We start from the raw sequence: 17,367 nt of genomic DNA, 5'->3' as shown, positions 1-17,367 counted from the left end.
TATAGTTCACATGATCATTCAATAATCCCGGACTGAACAGCATTTACATCTGCTTCGATCTTAATTTCCATTTCACTATACTGCTCTCTCCATTCCTTCCGATTGAAATCGGAGCGCTGCCTGGCCTTTTCACCGATGCGAAGAGGATCTGTGTTCAATTCCTGAAACCTCCTGACCATTTTCTCCGCTCTCTCAGTTATTTCTTTTTCCACTGCTTTTTCAATTCTCTCAATCGTTTTCTTGTCTGTAAGATCTAAATCAACTCCTTCCATTGCTCTGCCGTTTACTTTCACCTTAAAAGTGGCTATATATTTTCCATTCCTCTTGTCCACCATTATTTTAGGTTTTGATGACAGGTTTTCCAGACTTACATCTTCTCCGCTGCTAAGTTCAACTTCAAATTGGCCCCGCCGGAATTTTTCATAAAGTATTTTAAAGATATAGGCATCACCAAAGCTGATTGTATCAACAAGCTTATCGTCTTTAAAAATTCCCAGTCCGCTGACTTTTAAATGCTTACCCTTTTTCTCTATTAAAGGTAAAAAAGGGTCTGCATCTTTGCTGTAATAGTGAACAAGAAAACGGTGTAAATTGATCTTTGGAATGGTCTGCTCAAGATTCTGTTCAACTACATCGATTAAATACTGTGATACAGAATCGCTTTGCGAGTAATTAGAATCAATGATGTCTTTCGCCTTCTCCTTCGATACAACAAGCAGCAATTTCCGGCCGATGCTGGGGTTTCTCTGCAAACTGTCTATTTGATTTTCAATCCCATGCTCTGCGAGTTCCTGATTGAAAATGACTAGTCCCACCCTGCCGATGACTATGGGCCTTGCTGCTTCCGCCTGAATCTTTTGCCTGATCCGTTTACTTGTCTTCCCTGTTGCGGTAAAAACCTCATTTACCGGCAGTGACTGTTCACCTGGAGGGATATTGGAAGACCCTGCTGTTCCTTCAAATTCCTCACCATTGACATAATCATACCCAATGGTCTGCACCAATTGGAGATCCTCCAATACTTTTGGACTTGGAGTACAGCCTGCCAGGAGGATTGGAATCAAGGAACAGCATAAATAGTTTTTAACATTCATCCTTTTTTCACCTTCATGATGATATATTGTAAGACCAGTAAGCATGGTAAGTAAAAGTAGATGGTATATAACCCGATTTGGGAGACTGCTTTCTGCAGCAAATCAATTTGCTGTCTATTTGTTAATAGAACACTGATGAAAAACAGCAATAGGCAAAAAATCCTCAAGGCACTTCTTTGAGAGACGGGAAACAGACGGTTCAACCCTCGGCTGGCACACCAGAGACCGATGCAAATATTCGGAAGAATGGTAAAGAACCATACGGAAATTCCTATGTATTCGAACCTTTCCACAATGATTAAGTCCACGATTTTCCATAGTGTGAGTGTAGCCCAAATGGTGCCTTTCAACTGTTCCTGGTTGAAGTAGACAAACGTAACAAAAGCAGTCAGCAGGTAAATAAATATACTGAAAAGTACGCCGAAATAGGCCCACTTTTCAGATTTCGGCCCATCTTTAATAAAAGGATAGAACATAAAAAGCGTCTCGAACCCGAGAAAATTAAGGGTCATCTCTTTTGAAGCTTTAAATAATTCTGCAGGAGAAGCATTCAGGATTGGCAGGAGATTTCCATAATCGGCATACTGTAAAGGATAAAATTTCACCAATAATAATGGCAATCCGTATAAAATCCCTAAATAGCTTACTCCTGTTACAACCCGGAAACCTCCTGTAACATAGGAATAGGCTAAAAAAATGATAATAAGTATGAATATCCATTCAGAGACTTCTGGAAATACCCATACCTGGAGCACTTCCACATATGATCTCAGTACAACCAATGCAAAGGAAAAGAAATATAAAGAAAATAAAAAGCTGAAAAAACCGCCGATCCATTTTCCCATAATTTCAGCATGTATGGCTACGATGTCATTGTTCCCCTTATTCAGGATGCGATAGGAAACCCACACCAATCCGATAATGGAGGCGCCGGATGTTAAGATTGCGATCCAGGAACTATAACCGGCAGACTGGACAATAATTCTTTCGAAGCCCAGGATGCCTACGCCTATTTGCATTGCATGTATTAAATAAAATACAAAATAGGGAGATACCTTTTTATCCTCTTTAGGCAATGGAAACATCAGCTATCCTCCTTTATCGGAACATATTAACCCCAATTAATCTTCTATGTCTGTTTTCGATTTCTCGTGCTTTTTAGGCTGAAAACGAGCTCGTACAGGTGATCTGACCTGCAATGGCCGCTTCGTTTGCATGAAAAACGGAAGTCGGAAGAGAGAATCCCTTAAATCATCCAGCCGCAATGGATAGACGGGTGCCAGATAAGGGCGTCCCAGAGAAGTCATCTTTAGCAAATGGCTCAAAATGTATGAGAAACAAAAGGTAACTCCGAGAAGTCCCCATAATTGGGCAGTGATTAAAAAAGGAAAGCGGATTAATCTGATCGTGTTGCCCATTTGGTATACAGGCGTTGTAAAAGACGCCAGGGCCGCAAGCGCTACGATGATCAGCAGCACATTACTGGTCAGCCCAGCCTGTACAGCCGCAGTCCCAATTACGATACCGCCTACGATACCAATCGTCTGTCCGATTTTTGTCGGCAGCCTTGCTCCAGCCTCACGCAAAAGCTCAATGGTCAATTCCAGAATAATCGCTTCCAGTATCGGCGGGAACGGGATGCCGCTCCTTGAAGCGATGAGCGGATTAAGCAGGTTCTCCGGAATCATTTCGTAATGATAGGTTAGAACGGCGACATAAAGAGAAGTCGACAAAACGGAAAAGAATACCGCAAACAACCGGACAAGACGAAAAATAGAAGCAATATGCCACGATAGAAAATAATCTTCAAAAGCGGAAAAAAACTCTACTAGAGTTGTTGGGCCGGTTAGAGCATGGGGTGAGCCATCTACAATGATCGTTATCTTCCCTTCCGAGAGCACACTCGCAACCCTATCAGGCCTTTCCGTGTCAATTAAATGCGGAAAGGGAGAATTGTGGTTATCAGATATGATCTGGTTAATAAAGGAGCTGTCCACGATTTGATCAAATTGAATTTCATTCAGGCGCTGAAGAATCGTATTCACGTTTTCTATATCTGTAACTCCTTTAATATAAAGAACAGCCACCCTTGTTTTTGTCAGGCTTCCAATCTTCACTTCCTCCACGATGAGATCAGGAATAGGCAGCCTCTTCCTGACCAGATTGATGTTAGCATCAATCGATTCGACAAAGGCTTCTTTTGGCCCCACAACACTGTACTCGACTTCCGGCATACTGACGGGCCTTTTCTCAAGCGATACTGCAGAAATGACAAGAGCCTCTTGCAGTGAACCTTTTACTTCTATCACAACACAGCCCGTCAGCAGCTTATCCCTTATTTCATGAACATTATCTATAATTTCAGTATTATCAATGGGAATAGCCTGCTGCAGATCAAAAAGAGTCTGGCTTTCATTCTCTTTGATATAAGGCAAGACATATTGATGCAAGATATTAATATCTACAATTGTCTGGTAATAATGAATATAAAATGGGCTGGATTCTGAATATCTGTAGGAAACAAAATCTGTAGATTCTTTACAGCGATGAAGGAGTTCATCTATCCGCAGTTCATGCTCACTATTTTCATTCTTCCTTTGTTTATTGTCCCTATTAAACCTTTTTAATTTTGATTTAAAAAAACCCACCGGACACTCCTCCAAAACTTAACAAATCGTAGTTTTAGTATGTGCCGGCGGGTTTTTAATATTCTATTTCAATATGTTAGCTTAATTTTTACTTTTAGCGCTTTGAAAATCAATATTACCATTTAATAAAGATCTACAATTCGTTTTCTAAAGGTGCCTACATGACTCTAACCTTTAAACTTTCTGCAGCTATTATGCTTACAAATAGTAATTAAAGTATTACATTTAACCCTTACTTCGTCTCACGGTGCAATGTATGCTTCTTTAAACGTGGAGAATATTTCATTAATTCGATCCGGTCAGGATTGTTCCGCTTATTTTTGGTGGTAATATAATTCCTGTCCCCTGTTTCTGTACAAGAAAGTGTGATTGTTACTCTCATTATAAAACTCCTCCTATAGTTACTTCTTATACACTTCTGACAATTCTCTCTGCCGCCTGGCGCGCTCCTGAAATATTTCGGGCGATCGGCCCAATCTCCAATTCTGCCAGTGGTCCTGTTACATATAGATGCTGGCACCATTCAAGGGATTGACTTATGATCGGATATCCGCACTTTGCACATGGAAGGCCAAACGTTTCAATGGCTTTCTCGAGCCAGCTTCCGCCAGGTCTGGATGGCCTGAACCCGGTTGCAAAAACAATTGACTGCACCTTGACTTCCTGCGTGTCCACGGAAAGAATCAGTTCCTTGTTTTCTCCTTCCTTCACCGAAGTAACCTCTCCGTCTGCCAGCTTAATCGTTTGATTATTTTCAAGCTTCCTAAGCTTATGAAATAATTCTGAGGGCAGCGATCCCCGGTTTCTTGCCTTTTTGATTACATCTCTTCGTTCGGAATAATCCGTGATTCGCTGGTAGTTTTTTTGATATTTGGGTCCCAGCCATCCCGGATCACTGTCAAAATCACAAACCTTAAAGGGATGTCTTTTTATTAAAGTGACTTGACCTGGATAGAGTGCCGAAAGCTTGATGACTGTATGGGCAGCTGTAATCCCTCCTCCAATGACGGCAACTGGCGTCCTCAATTCAGTAAAATCTGCAGCTTCATCAAAAATATGAAACAGCTGATTTTGGGTGTTTTTAATAGAATCTGCCCATTCCGGTACATGCAGCTGGTCGTTTATGCTTAACGCCAGTACGACTTTATTGGATTTTAGACGTTCTCCTTCAGCTGTGCTTACAACCCAAAAATTGTCCTCTCTATCGAGACCTTTTACATATCCCTGATGCCAGCTGGCCCCTAACCCAAGATCATGGAGCAGTGATTGACTGTGCTCATTGAACATTTCCAGGGATGGTCTTTTATAGACCCCATAGAACTCACTTTTCTTCCATTGGTGATTTGCTGCATAACTTCTTAAGCTGAACGGATCGACATCAAGGTGATGTACAAAGGGTGAGCGCAGAAATTTCATGCCAATCCGTTCCGTACTTTTAGTCCACTTAAATAATGGCATTTCATGTGGATCAATAATGCGCAGCTTATCAGTTGATACCTTATTATTCTTTAATAAGAAGGCTGCAATGGTACTGCCCTGAATGCCGCCTCCTACAACGATCCAATCATAGATCATATGACCCTCCTGATGCAGGTTTTAATACGAAATCATTACGATTTAAAGAACAAAATTTTTTTACGATTTACTTTCGTTTAAGGAGAAATAAAAATATTTAACTTTATTCCTTTTCTTTCTTGCCCGGACACTGTCTGTTAATTCGACCCATGTTACATGTTTCAATTTATTCTCAAGCTGCCTGTTAATCATGTCTTCAATTTCATGCATGGTCATCATCAGCTGTCCAAATGAAAGGTTAAAATGTGCTGCAGCCTGCGTATGAGGTGAATGCTTCACAAGAAGAGCCATAAATTCTTCGGAAGTCGAAGCCTTTTGAGCCAGCTCTTCTTCCAGGCCAACGACAAATTCATAAATCTCCTTTTGCTTAGGAGGGATTGACTTTACAATCTCTCTTGAGATCATTTCCATAAGATGTGAATTCAAATCTTTCACCTCACCTTGCCAAGTGGAGAAACCTTACTTATTATTCATGTTATATTTCTTCATAAATCGTTCAGCACGTCCGCCGCGATCCGTGAACTTCTGAACACCAGTATAAAAGGGATGTGTGTCTGAGCTTACTTCAACTTTAATTAATGGGTATGTGTGTCCATCTTCCCACTCGATTGTTTCATTTGCAGTCTTTGTTGATCCTGTCAAAAATTTATAGCCGCTGTTCATATCTATGAATACTACTTTATGATATTCCGGGTGAATATTTTCCTTCATTTTCATTCCCTCCACATTTTATTTTACCAGCTGGATTTCTTTACTCCCGGAACTTGCCCTTTGTGAGCATATTCCCGGAAAGCGATTCGGGACATTTTAAATTTGCGGAGATATCCCCTTGGTCTGCCCGTCACCTGGCAGCGGTTTTTCAGCCGTGTCGGTGATGAGTCTCTTGGCAGTTTCCTTAGAGCCTCATAATCCCCTTTTTCTTTTAGTTCCTTTCGTAATTCTGCATACTTTAATACAAGCTCCTGGCGTTTTAATTCCTTAGCTACTTTTGACTTTTTCGCCAATGAATTCACTCCTTTCCGATGAAAATCGTAATTATTACGATTTGGATAATGCTATTTAACCACAAAAATTTTGATATTGCAACACATGTACTTCAGAACTCCTTTAAGCTGATATTAGGTATCTAATAATGTTGTATGCCTATTAATGTTGTCCGTTGATTTCCGCTCCAGGCTGCTCGCTTTCCGCGGGGCGGGCGGTGAGCCTCCTCGTCGCTGCGCGTCTGCGGGGTCTCACCTGTCCCGCTACTCCCGCAGGACTTTGAATAATCTTCCTTGAGTAAACACCGCACGAAGAAAATGCGAATGTATTTTCGAGGATCTCGCACCTTCCGCTACAATCAACTCTTTAAAATATACAAAAAGCAACAAACCTTGCGAAAATAGCCTAAATAAACAACGCAATCCCTATATTGTAACGAGTTTGATATGAAGTACAAAATATTATAAATGTCCATCAGAAAAGAGGTGGCAATTCTCACCTATTTTTTGTTTACCGTTTGAATAGGAATTCGCACCTCAATTAGCTTACCCAAGTTTCTTTCGACTCTTTAATTTTCCATTCTCCATTTTTATAATAAACTGTACTCTCTACACCGATTGCACCTTTTCCCGACTTAAATTTAGAGCCTTCGAATAATACATTGTTATTGAGTTTAAAATCAACTTTCTCAATCCTAAGATGCACACCTTCCAATGCCTGTGTGTCTGAGTTGTAATAACCTTGTTCTTCTAGTTCATCCATTGTGGCATTCATTACCTCAACCTTATATTTATCTTTAAAATAGTTTAAAATCGCTTTTTTCTGTTCCTCATTTACTCCATCAAAATTACTCATATCAAAAGCTATAAATTCCATATCGCTATTCAACTCTTTATCCTTTTGCATAATGGAGTCCAATGCAATGGTGTATATTTCTTCCAAGTGGTCCTTTGGATTTTCCCCAATGTTACAAGCAGTAAGAAGAGTTGTTAAGATAAATAGAATAGGGATAAATCTAAATTTCAATTTAATACCCCCTTTATTTATAGACGAAAGTTGTTGAAAAAGATTACAATTACCTTATTTAAATAATAGCATTTAAGCTCAATACCTTGTTAGAAAATCCCAGTCTATATAAAGTGTGTTGCAGTACAATTAAACTTACGATTCACAATAAATTTGGAGTTGTAATTAACAAAGGTTTTGGCAAGCTGCCATTGGCTTTTGTCAATTCTGCTAATGTATTCGTTAATTCAGGTTTTAATTTATTGATAAAAAATCTAAATACATAGATATATCAACAAAAATTAAAGGTTCAAATCGTATGCGATTTGAACCTTTAATTGATATACTAATTTATTTTTTGTACTCTTAAACAGAACCCGTTTCCTATATGGAATGCGTTTCTTAATTTCCATTTTATTATTTATTACTGCTCAATATCCCGTTTATTAAATCCAATAAGTCCTGCAGCCGCAAGCACCCCCGCAATTACACACAATAGAAGCAGCGGGATAAGTGTAAATTCCTCTATCGGCGCCTGCGGAATATGGCCAAAAGGAGAAATGCTGCCGATCCAGTCAGAGAATTGGAACAATCCTCCTAAATACAGCACAATAAAAGAATATAAAACATAAAGCCAAATAAAACCCGTGAATTTTGGCAGGAATCCAATCAGAAAGACAGCCAGGCTAATCATGACCAGCATGGCTGGATAATATGACAGTGCTGCCCCAAAGATCATTCCAAAGGATAAACCTCCTTCAACTGCTGCAGTTCCCGCAGACCATAGCCCAAGTGCTGCCAGCGAGATCATGAGAAATCCATTAATGACAGAAATTACGAAATAGCTGCCTAACAGTTTGGTCCGAGAAACAGCTCTGCTTAAAAGATGAACAATTCGTTCCTTCTTCTCTTCACCTCGAAGTTTATTCATGGCCATCACTGGAGGAATAGTTGCCATCAGTGAAATAACAATCATCAGCATGGGAATGAATTGTTCCACCAATGTTACCCCTTCTGTTGGCTTAAGGAGCTGCTTCATGGCTTCATTATCGGAGAAAAATGATTCCAGATCCCCTAATACTGAACCGTAAGAAGCCCCCAGGACCAACATGCCTATTGCCCATGAAATGATTCCGGTCCGCTGCAACTTTAACGCAAGGCCGATTGGACTCTGTAAAAAGCGGGATGCATATTGTTTTCCGGGCCTGGATGGCAAAAATCCGCGATCCAGATCCCGAATAGCGTTCAAATAATTCGCAACAGCAAATAGAACCATGGCTGCAGCAATCATTAAGACAATTGGCCACCAATTATTAGAATCATACACTTCCGCTTTTGTTACCCACGCGAGCGGCGAAAGCCAGGATAATGATTCATTGCTGATGTCTGTGATCGCTCTAAAAAGATAAGAAATAAGAAGAATGGCTATCGAATAACCAATTGTTCCCCGTGAACTATCTGAAGCTTGAGCAAATACGGCTGTTACACCTGCGAAAAAAATACCCGCCGCCCCTAATGCTGCACCATAAAGCAACGACCCTTCCAGATCCATGCTTTCAATTCCAAGGGCATAAAGGCCGAACCCATTAATCAGAGCCAATCCGATGCAGGCTGCCGATACTACAAGCAGTGATGCATTTAAATAGGATAGACGCCCTACTGGCAGTGAACGGAGCAATTCCAGGCGTCCATCCTCTTCATCAGCCCTGGTATGCCGCGCAACCAGCAGGATGCTCATTAAGCCGGTTACAGCAGCAGTCATTAAAAGCATTTGATGAGCTGTCATGACACCAATTGTATAATTGTTTAAATCAGCAGGACCAGTCATGGCAGTCATTGCCGGGTTGGCCATCGTTTGTGCCATAGCGTCTCTTTCCTGCTGAGAACTGTATAATCCCTTGAAGGCTGTTGGGACAATTATCGTAAAAAAGGAAAGTGCCACCACCCAAATTGGAATCCGCAAACGGTCCAGCCGGAATATAAATCTTGAAAGGAAAGCGGTTTTTGCCAAGTGATTGCCTGCCATCAGAGGACACCTCCAGTATCCTTTTCTCCTTCATAATGACGCATAAATAAATCCTCTAATGTTGGCGGAGCACTTTCCAGCCTGCTGATGCCAAATTGGCTAATATGCCTGATAACTTCATCTATTTGCATCGTATCAACCTGAAACTTCATTCCATGCTCACTTTCTTCAATGCCGTGGATGCCTTTCAGCTCATTTAGACCCGTAATCGGCTGCCTCGTGTCAACGAGCATTTGTGTCCTGGTTAAATGGCGAAGCTCACTTAAGGTCCCAGACTCAATAATCCTGCCCTGGCGGATAATACTAATACGGTCGCAAAGTTTTTCTACCTCAGATAATATATGACTGGAAAGCAGGACACTTTTCCCCTGCCTCTTAACATCCATTACACATTCCTGAAAAACCTTTTCCATCAATGGATCAAGTCCTGATGTCGGCTCATCCAGGATGAAGAGGTCAGCATCAGAGGAAAAGGCCGCAACCAGAGCAACCTTTTGCCTGTTCCCTTTAGAGTAGGTTCTGCACTTCTTGGATGGATCCAGATCAAACTTCTCTATTAACTCCTCACGTTTTGCCTTATTGGCAGTTCCGTTCAATTTTATAAATAAATCAATGACCTCTCCGCCTGTTAAGTTCGGCCATAAATTCACATCACCAGGCACATATGCCACCCTTTTATGAATGTCGACAGCATCCTGCCAGGCGTCCTTGCTGAAAATCTTTACTTCTCCATTTGTCGCCTTTAAAATTCCCAATAACACCCGGATGGTGGTTGACTTGCCCGCGCCATTGGGTCCGATGAAGCCCAGAACTTCACCTTTATCCAACTCAAGATTTACCCCATCCAATGCCGTAAATTTGCCGAATTTCTTTGTCAGGCTGGTTACTTTTAAAAGGCTCATGCTCATTCCTCCCCATTTTTATAAAAACAGCGCTTTAAAATTTCCTTATATCTGTCCCATTCGTTAAAAAGCTCGATACCGATATCCTCAAATGACTTGATTTTCGCGATTTGCAGTTCTGCGAAACCCGTCATGGTCCAATTCAGGATATTCATCGCTTTTTCAGGTTCTATCTCCTCCCGAAGCTTTGACCAGTCGATATTTTCGTAGATTCTTTTGAAGCCATCTTTTTGAATGTTTGCCAGCAGTTGATTTATATCCGATTTTACATCCTGCGCATCTTCTTCCAGCAGCGATTTTAAGAAATCAAATACAAGGGGATACTTTTTTTGAATGTTTAATTTAATGAACCCCACCTGACTGATTCTTTCAAAAATGTCCCTTTCATTCATGTCTATTTCAACATAGATTTGTTCAATAATGTTTACTGCATTCTTAATCAAAAAGAAGTACAAATCCTTTTTATTGCTGAAATAGTTGAACAATGAGCCTTTGCTTATTTGTGCATCCTTTACAATTTCATTTGTTGATGCCTTCTCATAACCGCTCTTTACAAATTCATTCATGGCTGCATTGATAATTCGTTCCTGTTTTTCTGGTTTCAAGCTGTAAAAAGTAGTATTTATTATATTGCACTCCTTTCACAATAATGACCAATATGGTCATATTAAAAATAACAAAATTGACCACTTTGGTCAATATTATTCCTTCAATCATTTTGACAAAAATTATCAATTTTTTATTCTTAGTTTTATTTGAAAATACAGGGGGGATACATGCTATTAAGGAGGTGATTAAATTGACTTTGCTTTTCTATAAAGCAATGGAGGCTTTCAAGAAGGATGCTGAAAATCAGAAAAAAGAGAAACAGCAAAAAGAAATGTTGAATGTGCAAAAGAAATAATGACATGAATCAGCTCTTTCATCCTTTTGGATGATTTTTTTTTGCAAATGCATGATAAGTTCTACTTTAGGCGATAGGCAATCACAAACAGGATTACATTGTTTGCGTAACAATCTCCAGCAATCTCTTATATTGTTCCCCGGAAACATTTTCAGATAGCCTTGCAGCAGCAATAATAGGAGCCCACTGGAAGATTTCGTCTCTTGTTAAGCCTGTATTTCTACAATAAATATGCACATACATTTCTGCTAGCTTCACCGAAGCTTCTGATAACAATAGAAATGTGCGGATGACATCAGCACGTACATCGCCAGAACTCGAATCAACCCAATCTATAATGCTTACAGTACCATCATTTAATATCGAGTAGAAGGCGGTAAATGCTTTTTAAATACTTTAACGATTTTGTCATCAAATTGATAGATTTCAGCGGTATTTCCAATAGCTATCGGATTGACTAGATTCACTTTTTTTCTCTCCTAATAATAAATAATTTTATACTTTGATTAAGGTTATTCGATTTCCCTAAATTAGAATCCTTCTTTCACAAATTTCTCCAAAGATTTGAATCCCGATAAACTTGACTATCCGAAAAAGTTACTGATATCCTTATTCCGTTGCAAAGGTCTTGTATTTTTATACTGCTGGAGGTTTATTTTGAAAAACATCCCTATTAAAAAGTTCTATTTTTATATCATATTGGCAATATGCATAGCTGCCTCCGTACTGTTTGTCCAGAACAATGATTCTTTCTATGAACGGACAATAGCTGAAGTAAAGGAAGTCCAACTTGTTCACTCTGAAGAAGTAACGGATATTTATGATAATGAAGACCGCGTATATGAACAGCGGATCATAGCAGAAATTACGAATGGAAAAGCAAAAGGACAGCATATTCTCTTAACAAATCAGTATTCGAAAGCCAAAGCCTATGACTATGAAATTCAAAGCGGCCAAAAATTATTTGTGTCCATAAAGGAGAATAAAGCGGATGCTGCAGAATTAAGCGGAGATATCCTTGATCTGAAGCGGGATCATTACATACTGCTAACAGGATGGATCTTTATCCTGATACTTCTCTTTGTCGGTAAAAAGCAAGGTCTCTTTTCCATCATCAGCCTGGCAGTTAATGCCGTGCTGCTTTCCTATGCATTAGATGTTTATCTGAAGAATCCGGAAATAAGCCTGCTGCTGATATGCAGTGCGGCAGTCATCTTATTTACCGTTACCTCCCTTCTGCTCGTAAACGGCTTTAACGAAAAAACATATGCTGCCATTATCGCTACGCTTGCGGCAACATTCTTGTCATTATTGATCACTTATCTGGTCATATGGCTAACTGGCGGGAAGGGTCTAAGATACGAAGAACTCCAATTTATAACCAGGCCCTATCAGATGGTTTTCTTAGCCGGTTTATTTATCGGCTCGTTAGGAGCGGTTATGGATGTAGCCATTACCATGTCATCTTCACTGTTTAGCTTATATGAAAAGAATAACAGCATTCCAGTGCAGGATCTTAAACGCTCTGGAATGGAAGTGGGCAAAGACATTATGGGCACCATGACGAATATCTTGTTTTTTGCTTATATCAGCGGCTCCATTCCGATGCTTATTTTGTATATAAAAAATGACTCACCGCTCGGATTCAGCCTATCCATGAACCTTTCATTGGAATTAGCCCGGGCACTTGCCGGAGGAATCGGAATCGTGATCACCATTCCGATTGGCCTGTATACTGCCATATATTTCATTAATAGAAAGAGGGCACCCAAATGAATGCAATTCTAGTGCTGGCAGCCATATTATTTATTCTGATGACCCTTATAGGCGGAAAAAAAGGAGCCAGATCATTTTTTGCGATCTTCCTCAACTTCGGAGTGATTATTTTTGTCCTTTTCTTCATGAACGATCCAAACATCAATCCAATTATCGTTACATTAATTGCCTGTGCCTTCATTGGCTGTATCAATCTATTTTTTATAAATGAAGTGAACATTAAAACGACAACCGCATTTCTGGCTTCTATCATTACTACGGTCGTTCTCATTGTGTTCATTGTCATCATTGCAGAAAAGGCCATGATTCAGGGATTTGGTGAAGAGGAAATAGAAGAGTTAAGCATATTTTCGCTTTATATTGGGGTTGATTTTGTTAAAGTGACAGCGTCTGTCATCATCATGAGTACTATCGGAGCCATAACGGACGCTGCCATGGCCATCTCTTCCCCCATGAGGGAAATTCATTATCATCACCCAGACATTAGCAGAAAAGAATTGTTCCAGGCTGGCATCAGCATCGGTAAGGATATTCTCGGAACAAGCACCAACACGTTATTTTTCGCCTTCTTTGGCGGATATTTAGCACTGCTTATATGGTTTAAAGACCTATCTTATTCACCAGGTGAAATTATCAATTCCAAGATTTTCAGCGGCGAGATGATTACGATCTTCTGTGCAGGAATTGGGGTAACAATGGTGATTCCTATTACTTCGTGGATTACCGCACTGTATTTAGTGAAAAGAGGAAACTCTGCTGATTCCTCTGAATAGGCCTTGAAGCTCAACTGCAGTCCCAGTGAATGACTGCAGTTGAATATTGCTGGGCAAACCCATAACTGGAGTAAAATTTTTCTGATTTCTTGCTACTGCTTTTTATGTATCAGCATCTTCCTATTTGTTACAAGCGGGGGCTGTTCGAGCCATTTTTGCTTTACCACTATATCAAAGGTATCCTTTGCATAAAGCATGACTTCTGCAATGATCTTACTATATTGAGATGTTAGATCAGTTCTCATGGACACTGACATGGCATGTGAAATTAAGCTAATGTCTACGGAATTCAAAACATTGATCATTGAAAAAATAAGTTTATCTGAGAAAGGTGATACAATCGATTCTGTTACTTCCATTCCGACAGTCACGGTTCCAAGAAGCTCTTCCTCCATTAATAAGTTATTGAAAAAGGATATCTGTTTTTCGCTGATCGTTTTTCCTTTCATGATATGCTTCTTTAATTCTTTATCTTTAACCACTTGAGCAAACGCAAGCATGATGAGTACTGAAAAGTAATTTCGTTCAATGTTGAAGAAGATTTCCGATAATTCAATTGCATTCAAGGGACGCTTAGTCCCTATGATTCCTGTAAGAAAGGATTCTTTTTGAACATATTCAATTTCTTTAGGATAGTTCATTTTTGGAGGGCGATCATAAATGCCCTTAGACAGCATCATCTTGACAGCTTTACCAAACATTTCAGTTGAGGTATGTATACATTCTGTAAAAAAATCCAGTACATCAAGACGAACATTATTTGATGCAGTATAGCTGAAGTTAATCATTCCCAATCGATTCATCATATAAATGTAGCTTAAGGTGAACACATCATTAAATAATGGAGGGGCTGACAGATTGATATCCCCTTCTGAAAAAGCTGCTGGCACTGGAAAATTTTCTGCAAGGAAGATTTTTTTTATCTTATCTAATCTCCCTTGCGAAATGTTCAATGACTCTTCTGCTAATGGAATGATTTCCTCATCTTGAAGATGGTGTAAAAAATACTTAAGAAAACAGGAACTCATGCTTTCTTGTAAGTAAACACCCCAAAGACCTCCAATTTCTGTGCAAGACAGTTCAATATTTACCTTCTTACTCTCGAATCCCACAGATAACCCCCCTACAATGTTTTTGTAGGTTTAGTATTTCATAAAGGCTTACAAAAAAAACCATATTTTATAAAGTAAAGTACCCCATGACTATGACCATTACTTTTATCAAACAGCTGCTGTTCAGCATCTTAACCTAACTCACAAATAGATTTTTTAGGATAATTTATCCATTTTTACATATATTGGTATTTTATTTCAGATGTCGTCAATACTAATTACCAGAAAAATGAGGTGAACGTATGCATTGCATCCTTGTTATACTGGTCATTATCTTTGCTTATTTTAGAGGAGACTGGAAAAGTTGGGAAAGTTATTATCCGACCATGCTTTATATATCCGTGGCTTCTTTCATTTATGAGTTTATTTCACATAGCCATTTTCACTTATGGGAACTTGAAAAAGGTCTTTTAAATCTAATGGGAGTTCATCTATTGCATAATATAGTGATCAATCCTTTAATGGGGTTTGTGTTTTTATCTAAGTTTCCCAGCCAGTTTAAAGATCAAATCTTCTATTACGCAAAATGGATTGTCTTGTTTTGGGCTGCTGAATGGCTCGCATCACGATTTAGTTTCATAAGCTACCATAATGGATGGAATATTTGGTGGTCTTTTTTATTTGTCGTCATTATGTTTCCTATGATCCGACTGCACTATATCCATAAACTGCGGGCATTAATTCTTTCGGTTCCGATTGCAGCCCTTTATTTATTTATCTTTGATTACCTATAAATAACGTACCGAGGGATGCCGGTCAAAAGCATAGCCTTTGAAAATGACACTTGAACGCAAAAGTTATAAATTGTGACAAGAAGCTCCCTAAGCGGAGTTTTTCCCCTTAACCTGCTTTAGCGTCGCCACTATAAGGAAGCTGACAATTACTAATAGAAGCCAGGAACTCACCTTCCCCAGATGAACGAGACTCCATGCATCGGTCTGATTGGGATACTCCCACGCCCCAAAGAATGTTGCGATATTTTCCGCTATCCATATGAAGAATCCGATAAGCACAAAAGATAGTGCAAGCGGCATACGGTACAGGATACCGCCTACCTCGTAACTGACCCAGGATCTCCAAAAAACGACCAGAACCATTCCGGAGAGCCACCAGCGGATATCGATCCAATAATGGTGGGTGAAAAAATTCAGATAAATAGCAGCGGCAAGAGGCACTACTGCGAGAAATGGCGGCCACTTGACCAGGTCAACCTTGAGCCTCCTCCATGCCTGGCACAGATAACTTGCTACACTGGCATACATGAAGCCGCTGTACAAAGGAACCCCAAAAAATTTGGAATAACCCTCCTCCGGATAAGCCCATGAGCCCATATGTACCTTAAATAGTTCAAGTGCAAGGCCGATAATGTGGAACAAGGTAATAACCTTCAATTCATCCTTTGTTTCAAGTCCTGATTTCACCATCGCCCACTGCATCAGAAGACAGATGATCAGCAGCCAGTCATACCGCGGCAGAATGGGCAGCGGCAGAAATTTGGTCAAAGCTAAAGAAGCAAAAATGACAACAGGAAACAAACAGGACAAAGCCTGCTCCCAGCCGAAACGAAAAAGCTGCTTTAGGAATCTCGTCGGCTGGGCTTCTAATTTTCGAATAGTCAAATGCATTCTAATCCCTCCCTTTTAGGACAGGTTCTTCGTCCGTCTGGGACAAGGAACCTGTCCCCTAATCCCGCTTATTCATCACTTCGATATTCCAGGATATCTCCAGGCTGGCAGTCCAATGCCTTGCAAATGGCCTCCAAAGTTGAAAAACGGATCGCTTTCGCCTTTCCATTTTTCAAAATAGAGAGGTTTGCCATGGTGATTCCTACCCTCTCTGAGAGTTCTGTTACACTCATTTTCCTTTTTGCCAGCATCACATCAACATTTATAATAATAGCCATGTTCTCACCTCAGACCGTTAAATCATTTTCTGATTTGATATCAATTGCTTCTTGCAAAAGCTTCTGCAGAACTGCCGCAAAGACTGCGATAACCATTGAAGCAAAAGGAACCAGCAAGCCAACAAAAATGACACCCGGGGCATCGTCTAATTCTGCAAAAATATAGAATACCGGCAGTACCAGTACATGCAAACCGGCGATGGTGATGGCACAGTATTTAATTTTCTTTAAAGCTATGACGGATAAATCAGAGAAAGCTTTATTTTTGTCAATATAGCGCAAAAGTTTGAACGCCTGATACAGAGCAAAGTAAAAAGGAATCGTTGAAGCATAAAACACGATGTAAACCCAATATTTAAGGAAAGCAAACTTCGGCAGCAATTCACCTGCAACTCGCCCCAGTTCAGGGACCAAAAAAATACACAGAACTAAAATGGGGACTCCTAAAAGAAAAACGGCTATTTTTAAAAACAATGTTGTTACTTTTTCCATAAAAAACACCTCACTTGTTATTTTCAGTTTGATTTTAATCTATTATTTATCGTTTTTCAATAAATAATTAATGTTTTTTATTATTTTTTTATTGAAGGAAAGATAATCCTCATTCTGAAATACTAAAGGAATGGTCTTCATTCTCATAAAAAATTAATCAAAATCAGGAGGTC

The 17,367-nt window shown here is 39.7% G+C and carries 19 protein-coding genes and 1 pseudogene; 3 read left to right on the top strand and 17 right to left on the bottom strand.

The features are described from left to right. Positions 1-14: 14 nt before the first annotated feature. The 13 genes and pseudogenes from ACEQ1T_RS12910 to ACEQ1T_RS12850 form a co-directional block, all read right to left on the bottom strand. Positions 15-1,094 carry a Ger(x)C family spore germination protein gene (locus tag ACEQ1T_RS12910; protein WP_370223231.1) on the bottom strand — a complete coding sequence of 360 codons (1,080 nt, stop codon included), beginning with the start codon at positions 1,092-1,094 and terminating at the stop codon, positions 15-17. Beyond that, positions 1,091-2,179 carry a GerAB/ArcD/ProY family transporter gene (locus ACEQ1T_RS12905; protein ID WP_206844417.1) on the bottom strand — a complete coding sequence of 363 codons (1,089 nt, stop codon included), beginning with the start codon at positions 2,177-2,179 and terminating at the stop codon, positions 1,091-1,093. The genes ACEQ1T_RS12910 and ACEQ1T_RS12905 overlap by 4 nt, the downstream gene beginning before the upstream one ends. A gap of 36 nt (positions 2,180-2,215) precedes the next feature. Beyond that, a complete protein-coding gene (locus ACEQ1T_RS12900; RefSeq protein WP_206844415.1) occupies positions 2,216-3,742 on the bottom strand; it encodes a spore germination protein in 1,527 nt (508 codons plus the stop codon). A 232-nt stretch (positions 3,743-3,974) separates the two neighbouring features. Next, positions 3,975-4,124: a 50S ribosomal protein L33 gene (gene rpmG / locus ACEQ1T_RS12895; RefSeq protein WP_370223230.1), complete on the bottom strand. Its 150-nt coding sequence runs from the start codon at positions 4,122-4,124 to the stop codon at positions 3,975-3,977. Positions 4,125-4,150: 26 nt separating this feature from the next. Then, positions 4,151-5,317 carry an FAD/NAD(P)-binding protein gene (locus ACEQ1T_RS12890; protein ID WP_370223228.1) on the bottom strand — a complete coding sequence of 389 codons (1,167 nt, stop codon included), beginning with the start codon at positions 5,315-5,317 and terminating at the stop codon, positions 4,151-4,153. A 60-nt stretch (positions 5,318-5,377) separates the two neighbouring features. Next, positions 5,378-5,752: a hypothetical protein gene (locus ACEQ1T_RS12885; RefSeq protein WP_370223227.1), complete on the bottom strand. Its 375-nt coding sequence runs from the start codon at positions 5,750-5,752 to the stop codon at positions 5,378-5,380. A 24-nt stretch (positions 5,753-5,776) separates the two neighbouring features. Further along, a complete protein-coding gene (locus ACEQ1T_RS12880) occupies positions 5,777-6,028 on the bottom strand; it encodes a type B 50S ribosomal protein L31 (RefSeq protein WP_370223226.1) in 252 nt (83 codons plus the stop codon). 23 nt (positions 6,029-6,051) lie between these two features. Next, positions 6,052-6,321 carry a 30S ribosomal protein S14 gene (rpsN, locus tag ACEQ1T_RS12875; protein ID WP_370223225.1) on the bottom strand — a complete coding sequence of 90 codons (270 nt, stop codon included), beginning with the start codon at positions 6,319-6,321 and terminating at the stop codon, positions 6,052-6,054. Positions 6,322-6,841: 520 nt separating this feature from the next. After that, positions 6,842-7,327 (bottom strand): peptide ABC transporter substrate-binding protein, encoded by a 486-nt coding sequence (locus ACEQ1T_RS12870; protein WP_370223223.1) that lies wholly within the window; start codon positions 7,325-7,327, stop codon positions 6,842-6,844. 403 nt (positions 7,328-7,730) lie between these two features. Then, positions 7,731-9,332, bottom strand: coding sequence for an ABC transporter permease (locus ACEQ1T_RS12865; protein ID WP_370223222.1), 1,602 nt, complete (start codon positions 9,330-9,332; stop codon positions 7,731-7,733). Next, a complete protein-coding gene (locus tag ACEQ1T_RS12860) occupies positions 9,332-10,234 on the bottom strand; it encodes an ATP-binding cassette domain-containing protein (RefSeq protein ID WP_370223221.1) in 903 nt (300 codons plus the stop codon). Before ACEQ1T_RS12860 ends, ACEQ1T_RS12865 begins: the two co-directional genes overlap by 1 nt. 2 nt (positions 10,235-10,236) lie before the next feature. Then, positions 10,237-10,839 (bottom strand): TetR/AcrR family transcriptional regulator, encoded by a 603-nt coding sequence (locus ACEQ1T_RS12855; RefSeq protein ID WP_370223220.1) that lies wholly within the window; start codon positions 10,837-10,839, stop codon positions 10,237-10,239. A gap of 392 nt (positions 10,840-11,231) precedes the next feature. Then, positions 11,232-11,519 (bottom strand): annotated as a pseudogene (locus ACEQ1T_RS12850) (aminoglycoside phosphotransferase family protein); the annotation flags it as partial. A 276-nt stretch (positions 11,520-11,795) separates the two neighbouring features. On the opposite strand from ACEQ1T_RS12850, the gene ACEQ1T_RS12845 reads away from it, so the two are divergent. Together ACEQ1T_RS12845 and ACEQ1T_RS12840 are read left to right on the top strand one after the other, a co-directional pair. Continuing rightward, the gene (locus tag ACEQ1T_RS12845) at positions 11,796-12,914 is read left to right on the top strand and encodes a YibE/F family protein (RefSeq protein WP_370223218.1); all 1,119 of its coding nucleotides are present in this window, start codon (positions 11,796-11,798) and stop codon (positions 12,912-12,914) included. Then, positions 12,911-13,687 (top strand): YibE/F family protein, encoded by a 777-nt coding sequence (locus ACEQ1T_RS12840; RefSeq protein ID WP_370223217.1) that lies wholly within the window; start codon positions 12,911-12,913, stop codon positions 13,685-13,687. The genes ACEQ1T_RS12845 and ACEQ1T_RS12840 overlap by 4 nt, the downstream gene beginning before the upstream one ends. Before the next feature lie 92 nt (positions 13,688-13,779). Here the strand turns inward: ACEQ1T_RS12840 and ACEQ1T_RS12835 are convergent, their stop codons facing one another. After that, positions 13,780-14,799, bottom strand: a complete 1,020-nt coding sequence (locus tag ACEQ1T_RS12835) for a DUF3231 family protein (protein WP_370223216.1) — start codon at positions 14,797-14,799, stop codon at positions 13,780-13,782. A 242-nt stretch (positions 14,800-15,041) separates the two neighbouring features. Between ACEQ1T_RS12835 and ACEQ1T_RS12830 the strand changes: the two genes are divergently transcribed. Beyond that, entirely contained in the window at positions 15,042-15,533 is a 492-nt protein-coding gene (locus ACEQ1T_RS12830; RefSeq protein ID WP_282172349.1) for a CBO0543 family protein, read from the top strand. 87 nt (positions 15,534-15,620) lie between these two features. Here the strand turns inward: ACEQ1T_RS12830 and ACEQ1T_RS12825 are convergent, their stop codons facing one another. From ACEQ1T_RS12825 to ACEQ1T_RS12815, 3 genes are all read right to left on the bottom strand, one after another. Beyond that, complete coding sequence (locus ACEQ1T_RS12825) at positions 15,621-16,424, bottom strand: DUF817 domain-containing protein (RefSeq protein WP_370223215.1); 804 nt, start codon at positions 16,422-16,424, stop codon at positions 15,621-15,623. A 68-nt stretch (positions 16,425-16,492) separates the two neighbouring features. Continuing rightward, entirely contained in the window at positions 16,493-16,702 is a 210-nt protein-coding gene (locus ACEQ1T_RS12820; RefSeq protein ID WP_048008671.1) for a helix-turn-helix transcriptional regulator, read from the bottom strand. A 9-nt stretch (positions 16,703-16,711) separates the two neighbouring features. Further along, entirely contained in the window at positions 16,712-17,194 is a 483-nt protein-coding gene (locus ACEQ1T_RS12815) for a DUF2975 domain-containing protein (protein ID WP_206844373.1), read from the bottom strand. Positions 17,195-17,367: the final 173 nt, after the last annotated feature.

It is taken from the genome of Cytobacillus sp. (assembly GCF_964223445.1).
Lineage (GTDB): Bacteria > Bacillota > Bacilli > Bacillales > Cytobacillaceae > Cytobacillus.
Note: the sequence above shows the minus strand (reverse complement) of the source record. Positions and strands in the feature narration are given on the sequence as shown.

Excerpts from the sequence above, each read along its gene's own strand:
- ACEQ1T_RS12910 (WP_370223231.1), bottom strand. The coding sequence starts at position 1,094 with ATGAATGTTAAAAACTATTTATGCTGTTCCTTGATTCCAATCCTCCTG.
- ACEQ1T_RS12905 (WP_206844417.1), bottom strand. The coding sequence starts at position 2,179 with ATGTTTCCATTGCCTAAAGAGGATAAAAAGGTATCTCCCTATTTTGTA.
- rpmG (WP_370223230.1), bottom strand. The coding sequence starts at position 4,124 with ATGAGAGTAACAATCACACTTTCTTGTACAGAAACAGGGGACAGGAAT.
- ACEQ1T_RS12890 (WP_370223228.1), bottom strand. The coding sequence starts at position 5,317 with ATGATCTATGATTGGATCGTTGTAGGAGGCGGCATTCAGGGCAGTACC.
- ACEQ1T_RS12880 (WP_370223226.1), bottom strand. The coding sequence starts at position 6,028 with ATGAAGGAAAATATTCACCCGGAATATCATAAAGTAGTATTCATAGAT.
- ACEQ1T_RS12865 (WP_370223222.1), bottom strand. The coding sequence starts at position 9,332 with ATGGCAGGCAATCACTTGGCAAAAACCGCTTTCCTTTCAAGATTTATA.
- ACEQ1T_RS12860 (WP_370223221.1), bottom strand. The coding sequence starts at position 10,234 with ATGAGCCTTTTAAAAGTAACCAGCCTGACAAAGAAATTCGGCAAATTT.
- ACEQ1T_RS12840 (WP_370223217.1), top strand. The coding sequence starts at position 12,911 with ATGAATGCAATTCTAGTGCTGGCAGCCATATTATTTATTCTGATGACC.
- ACEQ1T_RS12830 (WP_282172349.1), top strand. The coding sequence starts at position 15,042 with ATGCATTGCATCCTTGTTATACTGGTCATTATCTTTGCTTATTTTAGA.
- ACEQ1T_RS12825 (WP_370223215.1), bottom strand. The coding sequence starts at position 16,424 with ATGCATTTGACTATTCGAAAATTAGAAGCCCAGCCGACGAGATTCCTA.
- ACEQ1T_RS12820 (WP_048008671.1), bottom strand. The coding sequence starts at position 16,702 with ATGGCTATTATTATAAATGTTGATGTGATGCTGGCAAAAAGGAAAATG.
- ACEQ1T_RS12815 (WP_206844373.1), bottom strand. The coding sequence starts at position 17,194 with ATGGAAAAAGTAACAACATTGTTTTTAAAAATAGCCGTTTTTCTTTTA.